Raw genomic sequence first — 22,076 nt, forward strand, 5'->3', positions numbered from 1 at the left:
TAACATCCTTTTAGGGCGCTACTTCGCCCGGTATCCCATGTCGCTCGACCGTTCCAGTATCAGCAGCCGTGTCTCGGCCCTGTTCGCCAGCCATTTCATTGGCGTTGGCTTGTTTCTGCCGTTTTTTCCGGTGGTGCTCGGGTTCCGCGGGCTGACTGCTGCCGAGATCGGACTTGTTCTGGGGATAGGTACGATTGCGCGTATCGGAGCAAGCCCGCTTCTGTCGAATCTCTCCGACCGCACCGGGCAGCGCAGGCTGTCGATCCTGATCTATGCCCTGGCCGCCGCGTTTTTCATCGGGCTCTACTTTCTGCCGTTAGGGCTGGTGTTCCTGTCCGTCGCGGTGATCGGCTACATGGTCATGAATGCGCCAGTGGTGCCGCTCAGCGATGCCTACGCGCTGGATGTCCAGCGCAATACGGGAGCGGATTACGCCCGCATGCGGCTATGGGGTTCAGCCGGTTTCGTGGTTGCCAGCATCTTCGGAGGTTCGTTGGCTGCGGAAGGTACGTCCTGGCTCATCGTGGTTGCCGTCGGCCTTGCGTCCCTGGCAACGGGTGCTGTTGCCATGTCGCTTCCCCGGCAAAAACGTGGTGAAACGCCTTCCGAAGCGGCTGACGGGACTTCGGACGACCACAAGGACACGCCGTTCAAAAGCGTCTGGTTCTGGCCGTTGTTGATGGTGCTTGGATTGTACCAGGCGAGCCATTCAGCCTTTTACGGCTTCGGGACGCTCTACTGGCAGGCGATGGATGTGCCTGACTTTGCGATCGGTCTCTTGTGGGCGACGGGTGTTGCGGCTGAAATCGCCCTGTTCACGGTTGCCGGAAAACTGGCGCAACGGTTTGATCCGCCGATCTTTCTGCTGGCCGCCGGGGTGGCGGCAACCTTGCGTTGGCTGCTGTTCCCCTTCGCCGACACGCTCCCCGCCATGGCTGCCTTGCAGACTTTGCACGGCCTATCTTTCGGCGCGGCCCATCTGGGGGCCGTCGCGATCCTTGCACGGGTCGTGCCGAGCCGTTGGGCGGGAACGGGGCAGGGGCTGCTTGCCACCTCCGTAGGCATCCAGATGGCGATCGGCCTCAGCATTTCCGGCGCCATTTACGAGATCAATCCGGACTGGCCCTTCTTCGTGATGTCCGTGGTTGCGGCAATCGGCACGCTCTTGACGCTGGTGATGACTCCAATGCTGCGAAATCGCATGGCGGCGGAGTGAGGTTGGGGAATTTCTCTATATATCCCGCTGAAGAGGGATTTCAGCGCCCTTCGATAGTGCAGATACGCATGCCCCCAAAAAACGCCGGCCCAATGAGAAGGAACCGGCGTTTTTCTGTTTTCCGAGGTCGAAGCGCTTACCCCCACAACTCCGGCTGAGGCGGATAGAGCGTGCTGCCTTCGAACTTCAGTCCCGGTGAGCGGTCTTCGGCCAGGAGCAGCGGTCCGTCGAGGTCGACAAAATCCGCCTTCTGGGCGATCAGGACCGCAGGCGCCATCGCGAGAGACGTGCCGAGCATGCATCCGACCATGACCTTGAGATCCTGGGCGCGTGCTTCATCGCAGAGCTTCAGCGCAGCCGTCAGACCACCTGCCTTGTCGAGCTTGATGTTGACCGCGTCATATTTTGCGCGCAGCCCATCGATGCTCTTGCCCGGATGAAGGCTTTCGTCCGCGCAGATCACTACACGCCGCTCGAGCCCTGCCAATAAACCGTCGTTCTTTGACGGCAATGGTTGTTCGATCAGGGCCACGCCCGCAGCTTCGCAGGCGGCCATGTTGATCTCAAAGCAGCTTTCGTCCCAGGCTTCGTTGGCATCGACGATCAGGGTGCTTTCAGGAGCGGCAAGGCGTACGGCGGCAATCCGCTCGTCATCACCGGGGCCGGCAAGCTTGATCTTCAAAAGCGGGCGGTGAGCTGCTGCGCGGGTCTTTTCAGCCATCTTTTCCGGCGTGTCGACGCTGATGGTGAAGGCTGTCGTGACCGGCTTCAGCGGACCGACACCGGCAATGTCCGTTGCCGGTGTTCCGGATCGTTTTGCTTCCAGGTCCCAAAGAGCGCAGTCGACGGCATTGCGGGCTGCTCCGGCGGGCATCGCCTCCAGAAGCTGTTCCCGGCTGAGGCCGTTTTTCAAGAGGGGCGCGATTTCCTCGATCTGCGTCTGAACGGTTTCGAGCGATTCGCCGTAACGCGGATAGGGAACGCTTTCGCCATGGCCGGTTGCCTTGCCGTCACTCAGGGTGACGACCACGACCTGGGCATGGGTTCGGGTCTCGCGGGAGATCCTGAAACCTCCCGCGATTTCGAAGCGTTGCGCTTCGATGCTGACCTCAAGGCTCATGGCGCACCGAATTCCGCCGAAACCTTGTCAACGATGGCTTCCATGCCGTAGCGCACCGGATCGGTTGCCGGCAGGCCGTGCTTTTCACCGACCTTTGCCAGGTAAGCGAGGGCCTCATCGTCATCGAGTGCGGTGGTGTTCACCGCAATACCGACGCAGCGGATGTCCGGATTGGTGAGTTTGCCGCAGGCAATGGTCATGTCGATGACCTGCTGGATCGTCGGCAGTGCCGCCTCGACGCCGCGCATCTTCGTGCGTGTCGGTTCATGGCAGACGATGAAACCGTCCGGCTGGGAGCCGTGCAGAAGACCAAGGGTGACGCCGGCGAAGGACGGATGGAACAGGGAACCCTGGCCTTCGATGATCTGCCAGTTATCGGGATCGGTCTCCGGAGAGATCCACTCGGCAGCTCCGGAAATGAAGTCGGCAATCACCGCGTCAAGTGCGACACCGCGGCCGGAAATGAACACGCCGGTCTGGCCGGTGGCGCAGAAGGTGCTGGAATAGCCCCGGTCGTTCATTGCCTTGTCCATGGCAAGGGCGGTGTATTTCTTGCCGACGGAACAATCGGTACCCACGGCCAGGATCCGTTTGCCGGCGCGTTTGGTGCCCTTGCCGGTGGCAAAACCCATGCTGCTGTGGCGCACGTCGTGGAGCTGGCGACCGTTCCGTTCTGCGGCTTCCTTGATCGCCGGCACGCTGGCAAGGCGCACATGGAGGCCGGAAGCGACGTCCATGCCGGCATCGAGTGCTTCGACGACAGATTCGACCCAGTGCTCCGGCAGGCGACCACCGGCATTCACAGCTCCGATGATGAACGTCTTGGCGCCAGCTTCCGCCCCCTCTGCAATCGACATGTCGGCAAGGCCTGTGTCGGCGGCGCATCCGGGCATGCGGACCTGGCCCAGGCACCAGTCCTTGCGCCAATCGACGATGCCGATCGCGGTCTTGGCGGCGAGGGCATCGGGAACATCACCGAGAAACAACAGGTAAGGACGTGCAATTTCCATGGATTAAGCTTTCAAGTGGCTGCTGGAGGGTTTACCAACTTCATGGTGAATGACGGTTGGTATTGAACTTCTCCATCAGGTATACGAGGGATGGTGAACCAGCGGCAAGAGGGCAGCCAGCCGGAATGGCATTCTTGGAAAAAAACATCGCACCGGAGATGGTTCTGGAAGCAGACGGGCCGGATCATCAATACCTTGCCCTTTCCGGCGACTGGACTGTCAGCACCATCGCCGACGCAGAAAAAGAGCTGAACAGCCTCACGATCGACAAAAAAAGCCTGACCTGCATCGATGTGTCCCAGATCGAGCATCTGGATACGAGCGGCGCCTGGCTGATCCACCGCACGCGCGGCCGACTGGAATTCGAGGGACGCAAGGTTGGCCTGACCGGTGTCTCTCCCGTTCGCCAGACCCTGTTCGAGGAAATCGAGAGCCACCATCCTCCGAGATACAAGCCTGACAGGAACGGATTTTCGATTGCCGGCTTCCTGGAAGCCACGGGTCGCCAGATGGTGGACGTCTATCACGACGCCTTGGCAATGCTGCATATTCTCGGCTCGCTCGGCCTGGTTCTGTCGACAGTTCTGCTGCAGCCCAAACGCCTGCGCAGCATATCGATCGCGGTTCAGTTCGACCGGAGCTGCATTGGAGCCGTGCCGATCGTCGCGCTGATGAGTTTTCTCATCGGTGCCATCATCTCGCAGCAGGGCGGCTTCTACCTCAGGCAATTCGGTGCCGACATCTTCGTGGTCGACCTTGCAGGCATCCTGGTCCTCAGGGAAATCGGCGTGATCCTGACCGCCATCATGGTGGCAGGGCGCTCGGGATCCGCCTTCACGGCGGAGCTTGGGGCGATGCGGATGCAGGAGGAAGTCGACGCACTGCATGTCATCGGCCTCAGTGTGACTGAAGTCCTTGTTTTGCCTAGGATTCTGGCGCTAATGATTGCTCTGCCGATCCTGACGTTCATTTCGGATCTCGCGGCGCTGCTGGGGTCTGGCATCGTGACATGGGCCTATCTGGACATTCCACCGGCCGCCTTCTTGACCCAGTTGCAGGCGGCAATCACGATCAATACGCTGGTCGTGGGGCTGGTGAAGGCGCCCTTCATGGCACTGATCGTCGGCCTGATCGCCTGTGTGGAAGGGCTGAAAGTCGAAGGCTCCTCCGAATCTCTTGGCCGTCACACCACCATGTCGGTGGTGAAAGCGATTTTTCTAGTCATCGTGGTGGATGGTTTCTTCGCCATATTCTTTGCCGCGATTGGAGTTTGACCGACCGATGACGCCAAGCCAAAGCGTGACGCCTGCAAAAGAGACCGCCGCGACGGGCGAGAAGTCGGACAATGTCCTGTCCGTGCGCGACATCACCGTTGGATTCGGTTCCAAGATCATTCTGCAGGATCTCGACCTGGATGTGCGCCGGGGCGAGGTGCTTGGTTTCGTCGGTGGATCGGGAACCGGCAAGTCGGTGCTTATGCGCACCATCCTGGGCCTGACTCCGAAGCGAACCGGGCAGATTTCGGTTTTCGGACACGACCTGTCGACCGCGAGCCCGAAGGAACGCACGGCAATCGAACGCCGCTGGGGGGTGCTTTTTCAGCAGGGCGCGCTGTTTTCCTCGCTTTCGGTCAAGCAGAACATTCAGGTGCCGATGCGGGAGCACCTGAAGCTTTCACCGCAATTGATGGACGAACTGGCGACCCTGAAACTGGAACTGGTCGGGCTGCCGCAAGATGCCGCCGACAAGCTGCCGTCGGAACTTTCGGGGGGCATGATCAAAAGGGCCAGCCTGGCTCGCGCCCTTGCACTCGACCCGGATTTGGTGTTTCTGGACGAACCGACGTCCGGACTCGATCCGATCGGGGCGGCGGCCTTTGATTCGCTTATTGCAAATCTCAGTTCGACCCTCGGACTGACCGTTTATATGGTCACCCATGATCTTGATAGTTTGCATTCTATCTGTGATCGGATTGCTGTTCTTGGGAAAAAGCGGGTTCTGGCCATCGGCACGATGGACGATATGATGAAAAATGATGATCCCTGGATTAAATCTTACTTCAGGGGTGAACGGGCCCTGCGCCGAGTATAGGTTGGACTGAATGGAAACCCGCGCGAACTATATTCTGATCGGCGCCTTCATGGTCGCAATCCTGATCGGTGCGTTCGGCTTTGTGTATTGGCTCGCCGTCACCGCGGAATCCAGGCAGAACGTTGAACTGAAAATCGTCTATCCGGGCCCTGTGACGGGGCTTCCGGTCGGGGGGCAGGTGCTTTTCAACGGCATCAAGGTCGGCGATGTGAAATCGCTGGACTTTGCACCGGGGGATCCGACCAAGGTTGTAGCCACCGTTGGCATCAAGCCCTCGACACCCTTGCGCGAAGATACCAAGGCAACGCTGAATTTTACCGGCCTGACAGGCGTCGCCTATGTCGACCTCAGTGGCGGATCATCTGAATCGCCGCTTCTGCTGAGCATGTCCGACGACCAGGACGAGGACAAAGTTCCGGTCATCTACGCCGAACGGTCCTTCTTCGATGACATCGTTGATGGCGCCCGCGATGTTCTCAAGCGTGCCGATTCGACCATGAAGACAGTCGATGACCTGCTGAAGGACAACGGCCCCGCAATCACCGAGATCGTCAACAACGCCGAGACCTTTTCCGCCGCGCTGGCCGCCAATTCCGATGGCGTGAAGGATTTCATGGCCAGCATCGGCAAGGCTTCCGATGCGTTTTCCAGCCTGTCCGGCCGGCTTGAGACGCTGGTGCAGGAAGGTGAACGCCTGCTGGCTGCCGTGCCTTCCGACAAGGTCACCGCCATTGTCGATGACCTTTCCAAGTTTTCCGCAAGTCTCGGCAAGGCCAGTAGCGACATCGATCTCCTGATGGCCGATGCCCAGAGCGCGGCCAAGGAACTGCAGACCTTCACGGTAAACCTGAATGAAGGGCTGGATCGCGTTCACAAGATTGTTGGCGCGGTTGATCCTGAAGATGTTCAGAAGGTGGTGCAAGGGGCCGCAGCCCTTGGCGAGGTGCTGCAGAAGCGCACCGGGGACATCGACAAGCTGATCAGTTCCACCAGCGAAACCATGCAGAACGTCAATGCAGTGGTGGAAAACATCCGGAACCAGGAAGGCGCGATCAAGGATATCGTGCAAGGCGGGCGTGATGTCGTGGTCAAGGTGGATGCCATCATGACGCGCGGCGTGGAAATTGCCGCTGCCATTGATCCGCTGAAGGTCGAGGAAGTGGTTGCCAATGTCAGCACCTTCACCGACAGCCTCAATGCATCGCTGGGTAAGGTCGACGAGCTTGTGGCGAGTGTCGATCCGGAGAAGGTGAGCAAGGCCGTCGACAATGTTTCCAGCATCATCGACAACTTCAACAATCAGCAGACGCAGATCAACGAGATCATCGCTTCGACCAAGTCCACCGTTCAGAACTTCGAGGCGGTTTCAGCGACGGTTCGTGGTCAGGATGACCGGATCGCGGCGCTGATAACGGATGTTCAGGCGGCTGCCGAACGTTTTGCGACGACGCTTCAGACCGCGAATGACCTGATGAAGGCCGTGGATCCGGAAAAGGTTGCGAATATCGTCGGTTCCGTCGAAACGGCGACAGCAGGTCTTGCAAATCCGGAAGACGGCATTCCGGCCATCCTGGAAAGTGCCCGCAAGGCTGCAGACAACGTTCAGCAGATGACGGACGATCTCTCCAAGCGGACACCGGACGTCGACCAGATCATCACCGATGCCAAGCAGATGACCGCGACGCTGAATTCCACCTCGGTGCGCGTCGAAAGCCTGGTCGAGAAGGTTTCCACCATGGTGGACGGCGATGGTGAAGGCTTGATCAAGGAAGCGACTTTGGCCGCGCAGGCAATCCGCAAGGTTGCGGTTGCGTTTGAAAGCCGGGCAGATTCGATCGCCGGCGGGCTTTCCAAGTTTGCGACCCAGGGCTCTGCGGATTTCGCCGCGGCGCTGGCGCAGGTTAACCGGACACTGATCTCGATCCAGCGGGCGGCGGAAAGCTTTGAACGCAGTCCGAACCGGGTGATCTTCGGCGGTGAAGATGTGCCGACATATTCCGGCGGGCGGCGCCGGTGAGACTGAATGTGCAGAGGCAGGGGCGTATGACGAAGGCAACCACTGACATGACCCGCCGGAGCGTCTTGACCGCTCTCGGGCTCGGCGTGCTTGTGTCCGGATGCGCCAGTTCCGCGCCGTCGGCCTACTACAGCATCGGTGCGGCCGACGTCGGTGGCCTTCAGGGCCGGTCCAGCCGCGTTCAGGTTCTCGTTTCCGCGCCCCGGGCGCTGAAAGCGCTCGACACCAGTTACATCGCGGTTGTCGACAAGGGGCCGGTCTACAGCTACTTCCCGGATTCTGCCTGGGCCGACACGCTGCCCAACGTGGTGCAGCTGAAACTGGTCGAAACCCTGCAAAACACCAACCGCCTGCGCGGGGTTGGCCTGCCGGGCGACGGCCTGCTGATCGATTATCAGCTCCAGACGGAAATCCGTGCCTTCGAACTGCAGGTGGCGGGTGCCAATCGAGGTGTCGTCGAAATTTCGGCCCGCATCGTCAACGACCGCAACGGTCGCACAGTTGCCAACAAGGTCTTCCGGGCGGAAACGTCTTCCGGCAGCACGACCGTCGACAAGGCGGTCGAGGCCATGAACGCTTCAGCCGACCGGGTGTTTGCAGAAATGGCTGCCTGGACGCTGCAGAACGTCTGAGGCGGGTACCCTTAACAGCCGCAATTGGAAACCTTATCCGCATGTTGCCTCCGGCTCTCATGCGGCAGAGATTGATCCTCGTTCTCCGGTGTGCGCTTGTCTGCTTGATGCAGTCTGAAATCCAGCGTCCTGAACAAATAATCGTTGCCGTCTTCCCTATCTGGGGGCAGTGAACAAGGCGGCTGCCTGCTAGTCAGGTGGCCAATGTTCAACGTGAGACGAGACATGATGAGAGTTGCGGGTGATCTCTGGTGCAAGGCTGGCGCCGTGCTTTTCATTATTCTGCTGGGGGCGTTTTCCATGCCCTTTGCAAATGCAGCCGACTTCAGGCTGCGGCCGGATCTCGAGCCGCACCTGAGAAGCCTCAAGCTTATCTATCCCCCTGAAGGACCGCACAGCGTTCTGGCGCAGCTTCCGAACTTGGAAGACGGGGAGGTTGGGCAGATCGATCAGTTTGCGCTTTATCCTGCGGAACCGGAAATGGCAACGCATGTGATCGAGCTTTCAGGCCCGATCGTAAAGGGCGATGCCGGCAAGTTGTCTGCCTTTCTGGACAGTATAAGTGGCCCGTCGATACGCTACCTCGTTTTCAACAGTCCTGGAGGCGATTTCCTCGAAGGGTTCAAGATCGCTGACAGCATCCGGTACAATCTTGAAAGTCAGGATCCGAACATCGGTGGCGTCTTCGTGCTGAAGAATACCAGCTGTGTGTCTGCCTGTGCTCTGGCATTCTCCCTGTCCGTGGACATGGTGCACCCCTTTGCCAGCGATGCCCGCTACGTTGAAAAAGGTGCGGAACTTGGCTTTCACATGGCATATCTGGCCGGAAATCAGGGCGCGCAGGTCGAGCGTATCGACAAGATCCTGGCCTTTGGCTACCAGGTGACCGAACAATACAGCAAGCTGATTGGCTTCAACATCAATCCGCCTGAGCTGATGATGGAAGCCCTGAAGCATTCCACGGCAGACAGCTTCTTCTATCTGCGCGGCGGAATTAACACCTGGAACCTCGGCTTTTCTCCCGTTTCCAACGAAGCTGAAGCAAACCTTGTCCATGTGGGAGATGGTGTCGACTACGATGCCAACGAAATCTGCAACACCGTCAACGTGGCGGGGCGATCCTTCAAGGCCTACTACGAGGTCGCCGACCTGTTTCAGTTCATGAACTCGGAGTTCTCGCTTTCGGACTTGAAAGCTTTGAAAGGCAGAACGGCAACCCTCTATACCGATACGTTCTCGTGCCAGCTGTCGATGACCCCAGAAGGGGCTCTGTCCGTTGCACTCTGGCGTGGCAAACCTCTTTGTCTGCAACAGGGCCCCGGAAACGAGGAGGTCGACGGTGGCTTGCAGGGCTGGTGTGCTTCCAGGAAAGTCGTTTCAGACCCTGTAACGCTGGGTCTGATGGGGAACGTCCTTGGGTGCTCGGACAACAGGCTTGTTTCCAAAAACAGCTGGGCAAGTGAAAACGGTGGCCCGTCCGGCAGGGTGAAAAGCAATGTGAATTTCCGCTCCAGCCCTGATGTGGGTGGGCAGGTACTGGGTATGTTGCCTGCCGGCGCCACGCTCTCCTTGACCGGTTGCATGATCCGCGCAGACAAGGTCGGCATCTGGTACCAGGGACAGTTCGAAGGGCAGACAGGTTGGGTCAGCGCCCGATACATATCGCCGAACCTTTACTACGAAGCCGGTCAGTTTCTGCCGATTACGCGCCGGGTGAAGCCATCCTGGGAGGGGTCCTCGGAACAATAGACGGTTCAGGTCGTTGCACCTGCCTTGCCGTATCTGGCGGGCGGGCAGCCAACGTGCCGGGTAAAGGCTGTGCTGAAGGCGCTGGTGGAGCCATAGCCGGTCTGGCTGGAAATCTCGCCGATGCTGTGGAGACCTGAGCGCAGCATGTGCTTGGCTAGCGTCATGCGCCAGTTGAGCAGGTAACTCATTGGCGGCAGGCCGACAATGCGGTTGAAACGGGTAAAGAACGCGGAGCGGGAGAGGCCTGCCTCGCCGGCCAGCGCCCGGATCGACCAGGCCTGTTGCGGTGCGCCGTGCATGGCACGCAGGGCAGGGGCCACCCGAGCATCCGCCAGGCCGCTGAGAAGCCCGGTGGAAGCAGTGGATTGGACGCTTGAACGGAAAGCCTCGATCAGGAGGACCTGCAGAAGGTTTTCCAGCACCACATCCCTTGCAGGGCGATCGGCCCGTGCCTCGTCGCGTACCAGGGCTGCCAGCGACGCCAGACGATCTTCGCCGCGCACAACCACCATCTCCGGCAGAAGAGAGACCAGCAGTTCGGCATCCGGACTGCCGAAGCTGCAATGGCCAACCAGCTGCTGAACTTGGGGCGGGGTTTCACGCGGGTCCAGCATGCCGACGCGCACAACACCATCTTCCCCGTAAACAGGCTGGCTGAAATAGCCTGGAGGTGGTGGAGGATCGAGACTGGTGACAGTCAGTCCGCCAACGGCGGGCAGCAGCGCAAAATCACCCGCTGACAATATCACCGGTGCTCTTCCGTCGACTTCCAGGTTGAGCCGCCCCATCAGCACCAGGCAATAGAACGCTTCGTTGACATCGTCCCGTCGCACCCGGAAGGGGCCGGAGGCTTCCCCGATTTTCGAGAAGGGGGCTCTGGGCCGCAGAAGTGTGATCACTTCGGACAGGGGATCTGCCATTTCGGACTTTCGATAAAAAGACTGAGACTTCTCATGATAGAAAGTTTTGTCCGTCGTGTCGATATGGGGAGCATCCAACAACAGGAGACTTTGTCATGAAGACCATCATGATTACTGGATGTTCCTCCGGCTTCGGGCTGGAAACGGCGCGGCATTTTCTGAACGAGGGCTGGCGGGTGGTTGCGACCATGCGCAAACCCGACGCCACCTTGCTGCCGGCCTCCGAACATTTGCGCATTCTGCCGCTGGACGTGACAGATCACATCAGCATTGCCGAGGCCGTCGCTGCCGCCGGTCCGGTTGACGTGCTGGTCAACAATGCTGGTGTTGGCTGGTTGTCGCCCTTCGAGGCAACGTCGGAAGACGTGGTGCGCAGGATATTCGACACCAACACCTTCGGGACTTTCGAGATGATCCGCGCGGTGCTGCCGCAGATGCGGGAGAAGGGCGAGGGCGTTATCGTCAACGTGTCGTCCAGTGTCACGCTGAAGTCCTTGCCGCTACTACCGGTCTATACCGCCAGCAAGGCGGCCGTGAATGCCTATACCGATTGCCTGGCTCTGGAGCTTGCGCCGCTTGGTATCCGCGTCCAGCTGGTTTTGCCGGGCCGCGCACCTTCGACCAGCTTTGGCACGAATGCACGAGCGTTGATGGCGGACGCGATGGAGGCGCCTGCGGCCTACAAGCCCTTTGTCGAGGAAGTGATGGGAGCCTTCATGGCAGATGCCGACAAGGAACCGACCCGGTCGGAAGATGTGGTCAAAGCCATCTGGCAGGCGGTAACCGATCCGTCGTGTCCTGCCCACCTTCCTGCCGGCAGCGACGCGGAAGCGCTGGCGGCCTGATGAAAGGTATGCCGGGCGGTGTGGCCACCGTCCGGCAATTTTTTGTAGTTCGGTTTTCCTGGCCATGCACCGGCCGGTAAAGCCTCAGATGAGCGCCAGTGACAGCAGCGGCACAGCAATCAACAGCGCCAGTCGCAGGATGTCGGCCAGCCAGAACGGCAGAATGCCGGCGAACATCGTCCTCAACGGTACGTCCGTCAGCACAGAGCGGAGCACGAAGACGTTGAGGCCAATCGGCGGCGAGATGAGGCTGATTTCGGTGACCACCACCACGATGATGCCGAACCAGATCAGCACCATTTCCGGATCTGCCAGCAAACCGCCACCAAAATCGAGCGAGCTGACCAGCGGGAAGAAGACCGGGACCGTCAGCAGGATCATCGACAGGCTTTCCAGCACTGCCCCCAGCACCACGTAGATCAGTACCAGAACCAGAATGACGACATAGGCGTTGACGTCGAGCGACTGAACGAAGGTCAAAAGCGCGTCAGGCACACCGGCATAGCTGATGAAGTTGGAAAAGACTTCCGCACCAATGATGATCGCGAAGATCATCGCCGTGGTACGCGCACAGTTGAGCGCGGCGGTGTAGAGCTTTTCAAACGTCAGACCACCGGACACGAGCGCGATCACGAAGGCGGCGGCAGCACCGATGCCGGCTGCTTCTGTCGGCGTGAAGAAGCCGCCGTAGATGCCGATCATGATCACGGCAAATAGCCCGACAACTGCCAGAACACCCCAGACGTCACGCTTTTCGAGCTTCATGTCTTCGGACGCGGTTGGCGCAAGCTCGGGTTTCAGCAGAACCGTGACGTAAATGGCACCGAGATAGAACAGTACGCCCAGCAGGCCCGGGATGATGCCGGCAATGAACAACTTGCCGATGTCGGCCTCGGTCAGCAGGCCGTAGATGATCAGGATGACGGAAGGCGGGATCAGGATGCCAAGCGTGCCACCGGCAGCGATGGAGCCGGTTGCCAGACTGTCGGCATAGCCTGCCTTGCGCATGGAAGGCATGGCCACCTTGGACATGGTGGCAGCCGTTGCCAGAGACGAGCCGCAAACTGCCGAAAAGCCGCCACAGGCGACAATGGCCGCCATGGCAAGGCCACCACGCATGCGGTGAAGCATGTGGTGGGCGGTCGAGAACAGTGACTGGCTGACACCGGAAATGGTCAGGAGGTTGCCCATCAGAATGAACAACGGGATCACCGAAAGGGTGAACGAAAGGCCGGTTTCGAAGGCCGCATTTCCGAGCAGGTTCAGCGCGGCATTCCAGTTGCGCAGGGCCGCGAACCCGGCAGTGCCGACAATGATCATTGCAATTGCAATGGGCACGCGCAGCAGCACGAGCGCGAAGAGCGCAACGAAACCGATCAGAGCTTCAAGCATATTCAATACTCACTGGTATCAAGCTTTTTCGCGGAACCGCCTGGCCGCGAAGACTATGGCGGCGATGGCGGAGAGCGCGAAGGAGGCAGCTCCCAGCCAACCGATCAGCGAGAGCGGGATCTGAAGGGAATCCGTCACCTGTCCGCGACGGTCCATCTTCTCGGCATGCTCGAACAGCTTGAACGCGATCAGGGCCAGGACACCGACCGTGCAAACAGCGGCAACCAATGTGCCGAGCCGTTTGAGAAGGGCGCTCTTGAGCCCGTCGAGCAGCTCCACCTCGATATGTTCGCCGGCAGCGGTCGTCAGTGGCAGGGCCAGGAAGATCAGCGTGGCCAGCAGCAGCTCCGTCAGCTCATAAGCACCGTTCACGGGGCTGTTGAAGGCATAGCGTGCGACGACGTCGACACAGGTTAGCCCGATCAGGGCGGCCAGCACACATAAACAGGCCAGCCCGAGCAGGAAACCGGCCCCTCGCCGGATCGTATCGATCCGGCGAGGGGCCTGGCCGTTGGATTCGGCAGACATGCTTAGTGCTTGATGCCGGTCTTGTCGCGGAACTCGGCCAGAGCGGCGGTGCCGTCAAAGCCGGTTTCGGCAACGGCAGCCGCCCAGGTAGCTTCATGCTTGGCTGCAAGTTCCTTGACCGCCTCCAGAACCGGGGCCGGTGCGTCGTAGACCTCAATGTCCTTGTCGGCAATGTAGGAAGCCGCACGGGCATCCGCGCCATCCCAGACGCCGCCGGCCATTTCGGCAAGGGCTTCACCGGAAATCTTGTCGATGGCCGCCTGGTCTTCTTCCGAAAGGCCGTCCCAGACATCTTCATTCATGACCATGAACCAGGAGGTGTTGTAGAAGCCGCCCGGCAGGCTCATGGAGTATTTGGTGTAGTCGGTCAGATTGAAGGCCTGCAACGCTTCCATGGGGAAGGTGACACCATCGATGACACCGCGGGACAGCTTCTCGTAGACTTCGCCCGGGCCCATGAACTGGGTGATGATGTCAAGTTCCTGAGACAGGTCCGCAACATAACCGCCCGGAGTGCGGATCTTCAGACCGGCAAAATCTTCAGGTTTTTCGATCTTGCGCTGGTTGTTGTGGAACATGCCGGGGCCGTGAACCCAAAGGCCGAGCAGCTTGGTGCCCTTGTGTTCGCCTTGCGCGTCGAGGGTACCGCCATAGACGTCCCAATAGGCCTTGGAGCCTTCTGTTGCGGTGTTTGCGATGAAGGAGAACTGGCCAATGCGCGAACGCAGGAAACGGTCGTCGCGCGTGAAGGAGTGCAGGCCGTAGGTGATGTCGACGATGCCTTCGGCGGCAAGGTCGAAATGCTCGGGCGGCGAGCCGACCGGCTTGGGCAGAATGCGCACGGTTACGCGGCCATCGGTAGCCTTGGCAACTTCTGCTGCCCAGGGCTCCATCACGTCGGTAACGAGCGGGTGTTTCGGCGGCAGCCAGGACGACAGAACCAGTTCGTCGGCGGATGCGCTGGCGATGAAACCGGTTAATGCGGACGCTGCCACACCTGCGAGAATGGAAAGACACTTCAACTGTTTCACGATTTTCTCCTCCCCTTCATTTCATGAAGGCCGTTCTTGCCGGTATGATCCCGGACTTGAAACGTGATGCCAAACATAGTTACATATGCAACAAAATAGTTACACATGAAACCAAGTCAATCGTAAAATCGTGCAGACGACCTAACCAATACTGTTGAGCGCCGATGACCAAGCTGACCAATCCGGAGACCGAGACCCAAGAAGCCATTGGGATTGCGAGTGAAACGCCGGAGAAGCCATTGCCCGACTTCGAGCTGGAAACTTTTTTTCCCTACCGGGTGCGTGTCTTTTATTCCGACGTCACACGGGCTCTTTCAGCGGTTTACCAGCGCGATTACGGCATGATGCCCGCCGAATGGCGTACCATGGCCATTCTTGGCTCGGCCTCTGGCGGACTGCAGGCAAGCGAGATCGTTGCCCGCTCCAGCATGGACAAGGTGGTCGTGAGCCGGGCCGTGAAACGTATGGAAGAGCGTGGCTTTCTGACCCGCGAAAGCAACGAGGCCGACGGCCGCAGTTTTCTTTTGCAGCTTTCAGAGGAAGGACGTGCGGCTTTCGAGGATCTTGCTCCCAAGCTGAAAGCCGTCGAACAGAAAATGCTCAGCGGCCTCTCACCCGCGGAAATCGAGGGGTTTCTCGCGGTTACCCGTCGGATCCGGGAGAACCTCTCGGACGAGTTGGACGGGGTGAGTGATTGAGAGGCGGTGGTCATTCGACTTCCCGCGGCCGGGCGATGCCCTAAGACGGCATTGCATGCCGGATATTGCGTCCGACTTGAAAGAGGCATCGCCTCATCCAACTCTCATACGCTCTGCAAACGAGTAGGCCCCGGGTCTCGCGCTGCTCGCCCGGGGTGACACCGGGGTTAGGGTGCCATTAAATCATGCCACTCGGGATTGGACTTCTCGATTAGTTGAACTTTCCAGGATCTGCGCCATTTCTTGAGGCGTTTCTCCATGGCGATGGCTTCGCTGACATCGTCGAACGCTTCTGCAAATACCAAATTGCCGATGCCGTGCTTGCGGGTGAAATCGCCGCCTGCCCCACCGCGATGCTCCTCAACGCGCCGGGCAAGATCGTTTGTCACCCCGATGTAGAGCGTGCCGTTCATCCGGCTTGCCAGGATGTAAACGTAATAGGTCAAGCTTCACCTCTGAAGTGAATTGCATTTGACGGTACAACCGTTTTGCATCTTCAAGTCATGCGGCGTCGGTCGCTTTGCGTCCCTGGATCAATCCAGGCAGGGCGTCACCCCGGGCGAACGAAGTGAGATCCGGGGCCTACTCGTTTGCAGAGCGTTGGTGGGTCGGTGCGGGCGTTACTTTGGAATGCCCGCAGTCCCATCCAAGTGGAAATGCGGGTGTCCCCCGACGCTCCGCTTCGCTTGGGAGGATATTGATGCCGTTTTGAGCTCATGCAGGTAATTGGCCTTGAACGGGTTGCTTGCGTACAGCGATGAAGTCGGCGGCCGTTTTTTGCCCCTGCAAATAAAAAAGGCGGCCAGTGGCCGCCTTTTTCGTGTCTGACTGTCCGTCTCTTAGTCGAGCCGGCCGCTGGCGTGGGCCAGCATGGTGTAGACCTTGCCGGTGTCCGACGTCAGGTACGTCTGGCCGAGCATGTTGTCGCGGTCGTTGCGCGATACCTGGGCCAGGAGCTGCTCGAAGTCTGCCACATACCGTTCGACGGCAGTGCGGAATTCCGGATCGCGAGAGTACTTCTGACGGATTTCGTCGAAGGTCTGCTGACCCTGCAGCGTGTAGAGGCGGCGGGTGAACACGTGGCGTTCGCCATTGCGGTAGCGGTTCCACAGATCGACGAAGGTTTCGTGATCGATGGCGCGGGCAATGTCGACCGACAGCGAGTTGAGGCTTTCAACCGTGTGCAGCGGCGTGCGGCTCATGTCCGTGTCCGAACCGGCATCGTCGTCGCGCGAGGCGCGGCGCAGCAGGTCGGCAACCCAACCCTTGCCACCGGAACTGGTGGTTTCGGCAGGGGCCGGCTGTTGCCGGCGAGTGGTGACCGGTGCCGGACGCGGTTCGCTTGCCGGAGCGCTCTGCTGACGGGCAGGGGCTGCCGGAGCATAGTTCACCGGAGCCTGCTGCTGCGGGGCAGGAGCAGGAGCGGCGCTTGCCACTGCTGCCTGGGCCTGCGGCCGGGAGATGTCGAGCGCGTTGGACTGCTTGGCGACAATCTCGGAGAGTTCCGTCAGAGCGCGGATCTGCTCGTTGACCACCTTGCGCAGCGCTGCGGAAGATTCTTCCGCTTCTTCCGGCAGGTTCAGGACACCCTGTTTCAGTTCGCTGCGGGTTGCTTCCAGCTCGCGGTGAACGTCGCGGGCAACATCGCGCATCCGGGCGGCCGCATCGTTGAAGCGATCGGACGCTTCGGTAACGGTGCGGGTCATCTCGGCGATGATGTCGTCCTGTGCGGAGCGGATAGCTTCGCGGGCCTTCTGTCCTTCCATGCCTGCCGTGAGGCGCATGGATTCGAACTGCTCGGACACCTGCTTGGATGCTGCTTCAGCCGCCGCGGACAGCATGTTGGCTGCATCGCGTGCCTTGTCGTCTGCCGTTTCCAGCGTTTCGGACAGGGTCTTGGTGAAGGAGCGCATGAGCGTGTCGACGGCTTCGGTCTTCGCCAGAAGCGTGTCCGCAACGTCCTCGATTGCGGTCCGGCGCTCGGAGACACGGCTCTCGACGGAGCGGTTGGTGTCTTCCAGGTGACGGGCTGCCTTGGTCAGTTCCTCCGACTGGTCGCCGAAGCGGCCGGTGAGGTTCTTGATGTCCGCCAGCGTGGTGTCCGTCACATCGCGCAGGTTTGCAACCTGTTCGGTGATGAGGGCCGTGGTGGAGTTGGTTTCCGAAACCGCCCGGTCGACGGCAGAGCGGAACTCGCCGGCGCGGCGGGCCAGGTTGCCCTCCACCTCGTTGAGGTTCTCGCCCGCAGTCGCGACGATACCCTGCAGGTTGCTGTTGGACGTCTCGATCTTGTTGAGGATCTCGGTAACGTCCGCTTCCAGCCGACGCTTGGTGTCGGTGAGCAGGGTGGTTGCCTGTTCGCTGCGCTCGTTGATGCTGGCGACGATACGGTCGCCGGCTTCCACCAGCGAGCGGGTCGCGTCGAGGCCGGTATGGGCGAATGTATCGGTGACATCGCGGCCCTTGACCGTGATGGCTTCCAGGATCGCCGTGTGGACCTCGGACAGGCGTCCGGTAAGGTCGTTGGCACGCAGTTCGATGGCGCTGATGAGTTCGTTGCCGTCGGTGCCGACGATCTTCGCCAGCTCGCCGGAACGGGCGCCGAAGGCTTCGTTGAGCGCGGTTGCCTTGTCCAGCAGTTCGTTGGCGACCTCGTTGCCGCGGCCGACCAGAAGATCTGCTGCTTCGGTAACGGCGCTGTTGACGCGGGCACGAACCATGCCGGCTTCGCTCGACATCTGGCCGCGGATTTCCTCCAGCGTTTTCGCCAGTGTCATGCGGGCCTGCTCGCTTTCGGCGGACAGGTTGCCGGAGATTTCGGCAATCAGGCCGGACAGTTCGTTGCGGACCTTGTCGCTTTCGCCGGTCAGAGACCCGGAGAACTCGGCCAGGGTGCCAGCGTAGAGTGTACGGGCCTTTTCGCTTTCAGCAGCCATGGCGCGGGCGGCATCGCCAACCGCGCTGAGCACCAGCTCGCGGATCTTGCCGCTTTCACCGGACATTGCGCCGGTAGCCTGGCTCATTGCAGAGGTAACCGCATCGGCTGCCTTCTGGCTTTCGCCAACCAGGACGCCGCGAGCTTCGCCGACGGAGCCCAGGACGATCTGGCGCATGCGATCGCCTTCACCGGAGAGCTTCTCCGTCGCCTGGCTGAGAGCACTGTCGACGATTTCGACCGTACGATTGCGTTCGTCGGAGAGGGTCTGGACAGCGGCGGTGACCGCTTCCTGAACCACATCACGCAGACGCGTGCTTTCGGTGGAGAGCGTTGCTCCGGCTTCGGAGATAACGGCCGTGAGAATGTCACGGGCACGCTCGCTCTCGCCGGTGAGGGTGCCGGAAATGCTTTCCAGACGCTCATTCAGCAGTGTTTCCAGCTGGGTGGCGCGGCTGTCGAGGGTTTCAGCAACCTCGAACACCTTGGCACCCAGGGAGACGTTGATCTCGGCGATCCGCTCGGACAGGGATTCCGTCAGCTGCTCGCTCTGCTTGCCCAGCACGCTGCCGGCTTCCGCCAGACGGTTGTCGAGGGCAGAGGTCATTTCGTCCTGACCGTCGACAAAGGCCTTGGCGATTTCCTTTGTGCGGGAAATCAGGGTTTCGGAGATCTGCCGGGCACGCGCATCGAGGGTCTCGTCGATCCGGTCGGTACCGCTGGTCATGGAGGCGGAGATCAGCTCGGCCTTGTCAGCCATTGCAGACGTTGCTGTATCAACTCGCTGCGATAGGGACTGGCCGATTTCCTCGGCGCGCTCGGCAAGGGTGTTGCCGGCCGCTTCGATGCGCTGACCAAGCTGCAGCGTGATGGCGTCGGAACGGTCCGCAAGTACATCGGTGATGTTGCGGGTCTTTTCCTCCAGCGCATCGCTGATGCCGGTGGTGCGGTTCTCGATGGCATCGGACAGGATCTGCGTACGGGCTTCCAGGGTTGCCTCGAAGGCCGCGGTCCGCTGATCGAGCGTCAGGTCCAGGGTGTTGATGTGGCTGCCGAGAGAGGAGTCCATCGTGGAGATCCGCTCGCTGAGCGAGCTGTCCATCGACGAGAGGCGATGCTCAAGCGAATTGTCCAGCGTGCTGATGCGATCGGTGAGGGTGGCGTCCATCAGGGCGTAGCGCTGTTCCAGCGAAGCGTCCATGGTGCCGATCCGCTCGCCAAGGCCCGCATCCATGGTGGTGAAGCGGTGCTCCAGAGAGCTGTCCATGGTGGCGATACGGTCGGTCAAGGTCGTGTCGATGGCGGTGTAACGCTGTTCGAGGGTCGCATCCATGGTGGCGATACGATCGGTCAGGGTCGTGTCGATGGCGGTGTAACGCTGCTCGAGGGTCGCATCCATGGCCGCGATACGGTCGGTCAGGGTTGCATCGATTGCCGAATAGCGCTGGTCGAGCGATGCATCCATTGTCGCGATGCGATCGCCCAGAGAGGCGTCCATGGAGTCGATACGGGTGGCGAACGTCGTATCCAGCGTGGACAGGCGTGAATCCAGCGCTTCGGACAACAGCAGGGTCTTGGTGTCGAAAGCGTCGATCAGCTGGCCGCCGCGATCGGTGACGATGGTTTCCAGCTCGGTGAGGCGGCTCGACAGGCCGTCCTGCAGCGCCTGGCCACGTACTTCCAGAGTTTCGGCGATCTTGCCACTGATCTGGTTGATGTCGCCGGCGACACGGTCGCCGCGGCTGCCGATGAGTTCGGCAAGCTGGGTTCCGGTTTCCGCCAGTTTCTGGGTAAGTGCACCGGTCTGGTCGCCGAGGCTCGCGGAGAATTCGCCAGAGACGCTTTCCAGGGTCTCCCGGAAGCCAATGGTCTGCTGTTCCAGGATGGTGGCCATCTCGTTGCTGCGGGCAGCCAGACGTTCGTCCAGTTCGCTGCCGTTGATGGAGATGGCGGTGTAGATACGTTCGGAGATATTGTCGAGTTTCTCGGCCAGCTCACCACCGCGAACGGAGATGGTCTGGGTGAGGGACCCTGCGGTTTCGTCGAGCTTGGAGGCGATTTCACCGCCGCGCAGCGACAGATCGACCACAATGCTCTCGCCGGTACCACGCAGGATTTCCGCAACTTCCGTAGACCGGCTGGACAGGGTCTCGACGATTTCCGCACCCCGGATCGAGATGGTGTCGGTAACTGCCTGGCCTTTTTCGGAAATGCTCTCGACCACACGGTTGCCGGTCTCGGCAAGGGACTCGTCCAGCGTGGTGACGCGGTTGTCGACGGTTGCCACCAGTTCCTCGGTGCGCGAGGTGATGGTGTCGATGAGACGGCCGGAGGTGAGCGACAGGTTGGCGTTGATTTCCTCGCCGCGCGCCGTGATCACTTCGCCAACGTTGTTGCCGGTCGTTTCCAGGGTGAGCCGGAACTCGTCCGCCTTTTCGCTCAAGGTGTTGATCACCGAGTTGCTGGAAGTTGCCAGGGTCTCGTTGATCGTCGTGCTGCGAGCGGACAGGGTTTCCACGAAGGTGTTCGCGGTGTCTGCGAAGCGTTCGTTGACCTCGTTGCCACGTGCCGTGAGCGTTTCCCACATGGTGGAACCGGTTTCCGCCAGGCTGTCGACCAGATCGTTGCCGGTAGACGAGAGGCGGGCAACATAGTCTTCCGCGCGGACCGTGAGGCTGTCGACCAGTTCATTGCCGGAGGCGTTCAGCGTTGCACCGAGAGACTCGATGCGGCTGTCGACGGTGGATGTGAGTTCTTCAACACGGCTGTTGACCGCATCGATCATGCGCTGGGTAGCATGGTCCACGGTGCTGCCGAGTTCACCGGAGGTGCTGGAGAGCTGTGAGGCGAAGCTCTCATGGGCACCGGCGATGGTTTCGCGCACGCGCTCGGCGTTCATGACGATGGACTCGCGCTGGCTGATCAGTTCGTCGATCAGGGCGCGGATCTTCAGTTCGTTGTCATTATAGGAGCGTTCCAGCGAAGACACTTCATTATGGACAAGGACTTCCAGCTCGCTTGCGCGCGCGATCGCGCGTTCGATGCCGTCGCCCATGGCGGCGACTTCGCGGCGGATGGCCTGGCCAACGCTGAGGATGCTTTCCTTGGCCATGTCTTCCGGTTCGGCAAGACGCAGGGCCACTTCGGTCATGCCACGGGCGACAATGCGCATCTCCTGCGCGCGCCAGATCATCATGGCCATGACGAAGAAGAAGATGATCGGAACGACGATGCCGACGACGGCCAGGATCATTTCAGGAGAGCTGAGCAGCGTCTGGGGATCGGTCAGCGATCCGACCTTGTCGGGGAACGCTGTCATGAAGAGGCTGCTGCCAAGCGCGGCCCAAAGGGCGCTGAGGGCGAGGGCGCCCCAGAACGGCGCTGAAGACGGACGGCGCTGCAAGGAGTAGATCAGGTTGCCGATGTTCCGGCGATCGTCGTTGGCTGCCGGCGGGCGTCCGCCGCGGCCACGGCGTCTTGACTGACGCTGCTCTTCGCGCTGGGACTGGCCTCGCGTTTCCCCCTGGGACCGGCGTGCCGGTTCCGCCTGGGCAGGGCTAGCCTCTGCCGCGGAGGTTGTTTCTGTGGTATCCGGGCCGCCGAAATCAAGTTTCAGGGCTTCTTCAACTGCTGAGAGAGCCGCTTCTGCCGGATCTTTCGCCTTTGTCGGATTTGCCATTTAGGGTCGCCTCACATCCGTACTCATTACACACCGGTAATCGTGCAGAGCCGCTGGCGCAGCTCCTTACAGTTATCTACCGGATGCGTCCTCGTTGCGAGCGTTGCCCAGCTGTGGCAACGCCGCAAAACCTGTTCGTGCGAGAGGGCCGCCGCTGACCGACCGTGAACTTTCCGTTCGACGGTACACTCCCCACCTTGCCGCATCAGTAAC

Annotated in this window: 16 protein-coding genes; 8 read left to right on the forward strand and 8 right to left on the reverse strand. The window is 60.4% G+C overall.

From position 1 onward, the window contains the following. Positions 1–37: 37 nt before the first annotated feature. The gene (locus ACYQ6M_RS05660; RefSeq protein ID WP_460072619.1) at positions 38–1,216 is read left to right on the forward strand and encodes an MFS transporter; all 1,179 of its coding nucleotides are present in this window, start codon (positions 38–40) and stop codon (positions 1,214–1,216) included. 136 nt (positions 1,217–1,352) lie between these two features. On the opposite strand, the gene dgcA is transcribed toward ACYQ6M_RS05660, so the two are convergent. Both dgcA and dgcN read right to left on the reverse strand, forming a co-directional pair. Next, entirely contained in the window at positions 1,353–2,336 is a 984-nt protein-coding gene (gene dgcA, locus ACYQ6M_RS05665) for an N-acetyl-D-Glu racemase DgcA (protein ID WP_055655302.1), read from the reverse strand. Further along, complete coding sequence (gene dgcN, locus ACYQ6M_RS05670) at positions 2,333–3,346, reverse strand: N-acetyltransferase DgcN (protein ID WP_055655300.1); 1,014 nt, start codon at positions 3,344–3,346, stop codon at positions 2,333–2,335. The genes dgcA and dgcN overlap by 4 nt, the downstream gene beginning before the upstream one ends. 125 nt (positions 3,347–3,471) lie before the next feature. Between dgcN and ACYQ6M_RS05675 the strand changes: the two genes are divergently transcribed. From ACYQ6M_RS05675 to ACYQ6M_RS05695, 5 genes are all read left to right on the forward strand, one after another. Further along, complete coding sequence (locus tag ACYQ6M_RS05675; RefSeq protein ID WP_023000656.1) at positions 3,472–4,620, forward strand: ABC transporter permease; 1,149 nt, start codon at positions 3,472–3,474, stop codon at positions 4,618–4,620. 7 nt (positions 4,621–4,627) lie between these two features. Continuing rightward, complete coding sequence (locus tag ACYQ6M_RS05680) at positions 4,628–5,437, forward strand: ABC transporter ATP-binding protein (protein ID WP_023000657.1); 810 nt, start codon at positions 4,628–4,630, stop codon at positions 5,435–5,437. 10 nt (positions 5,438–5,447) lie between these two features. Then, positions 5,448–7,454, forward strand: a complete 2,007-nt coding sequence (locus ACYQ6M_RS05685; RefSeq protein WP_077292419.1) for an MlaD family protein — start codon at positions 5,448–5,450, stop codon at positions 7,452–7,454. 26 nt (positions 7,455–7,480) lie between these two features. Then, complete coding sequence (locus ACYQ6M_RS05690) at positions 7,481–8,086, forward strand: ABC-type transport auxiliary lipoprotein family protein (protein WP_460072623.1); 606 nt, start codon at positions 7,481–7,483, stop codon at positions 8,084–8,086. Between the two features lie 225 nt (positions 8,087–8,311). Then, the gene (locus ACYQ6M_RS05695; protein WP_460072625.1) at positions 8,312–9,835 is read left to right on the forward strand and encodes an SH3 domain-containing protein; all 1,524 of its coding nucleotides are present in this window, start codon (positions 8,312–8,314) and stop codon (positions 9,833–9,835) included. A gap of 5 nt (positions 9,836–9,840) precedes the next feature. Here the strand turns inward: ACYQ6M_RS05695 and ACYQ6M_RS05700 are convergent, their stop codons facing one another. Further along, a complete protein-coding gene (locus tag ACYQ6M_RS05700; protein WP_367020760.1) occupies positions 9,841–10,755 on the reverse strand; it encodes an AraC family transcriptional regulator in 915 nt (304 codons plus the stop codon). 95 nt (positions 10,756–10,850) lie between these two features. Between ACYQ6M_RS05700 and ACYQ6M_RS05705 the strand changes: the two genes are divergently transcribed. Next, a complete protein-coding gene (locus tag ACYQ6M_RS05705; protein ID WP_460072627.1) occupies positions 10,851–11,600 on the forward strand; it encodes an SDR family oxidoreductase in 750 nt (249 codons plus the stop codon). Between the two features lie 84 nt (positions 11,601–11,684). On the opposite strand, the gene ACYQ6M_RS05710 is transcribed toward ACYQ6M_RS05705, so the two are convergent. Genes ACYQ6M_RS05710 through ACYQ6M_RS05720 form a run of 3 tightly spaced genes read right to left on the reverse strand, consistent with a single transcriptional unit; the run spans position 11,685 to position 14,551 of the window. Next, positions 11,685–12,992 carry a TRAP transporter large permease gene (locus ACYQ6M_RS05710; RefSeq protein WP_055655294.1) on the reverse strand — a complete coding sequence of 436 codons (1,308 nt, stop codon included), beginning with the start codon at positions 12,990–12,992 and terminating at the stop codon, positions 11,685–11,687. A gap of 18 nt (positions 12,993–13,010) precedes the next feature. Beyond that, positions 13,011–13,520, reverse strand: coding sequence for a TRAP transporter small permease (locus ACYQ6M_RS05715; protein ID WP_055655292.1), 510 nt, complete (start codon positions 13,518–13,520; stop codon positions 13,011–13,013). 2 nt (positions 13,521–13,522) lie between these two features. Then, positions 13,523–14,551 carry a TRAP transporter substrate-binding protein gene (locus ACYQ6M_RS05720; RefSeq protein WP_228148033.1) on the reverse strand — a complete coding sequence of 343 codons (1,029 nt, stop codon included), beginning with the start codon at positions 14,549–14,551 and terminating at the stop codon, positions 13,523–13,525. Positions 14,552–14,715: 164 nt separating this feature from the next. On the opposite strand from ACYQ6M_RS05720, the gene ACYQ6M_RS05725 reads away from it, so the two are divergent. Further along, positions 14,716–15,249: a MarR family winged helix-turn-helix transcriptional regulator gene (locus ACYQ6M_RS05725; RefSeq protein ID WP_460072631.1), complete on the forward strand. Its 534-nt coding sequence runs from the start codon at positions 14,716–14,718 to the stop codon at positions 15,247–15,249. 167 nt (positions 15,250–15,416) lie between these two features. On the opposite strand, the gene ACYQ6M_RS05730 is transcribed toward ACYQ6M_RS05725, so the two are convergent. Further along, positions 15,417–15,695, reverse strand: coding sequence for a GIY-YIG nuclease family protein (locus ACYQ6M_RS05730; RefSeq protein WP_267480467.1), 279 nt, complete (start codon positions 15,693–15,695; stop codon positions 15,417–15,419). A gap of 393 nt (positions 15,696–16,088) precedes the next feature. Beyond that, entirely contained in the window at positions 16,089–21,863 is a 5,775-nt protein-coding gene (locus tag ACYQ6M_RS05735) for an apolipoprotein A-IV repeat region-like domain-containing protein (protein ID WP_023000669.1), read from the reverse strand. Between the last annotated feature and the right edge of the window lie 213 nt (positions 21,864–22,076).

Source organism: Roseibium sp. ROS1 (genome assembly GCF_054658215.1).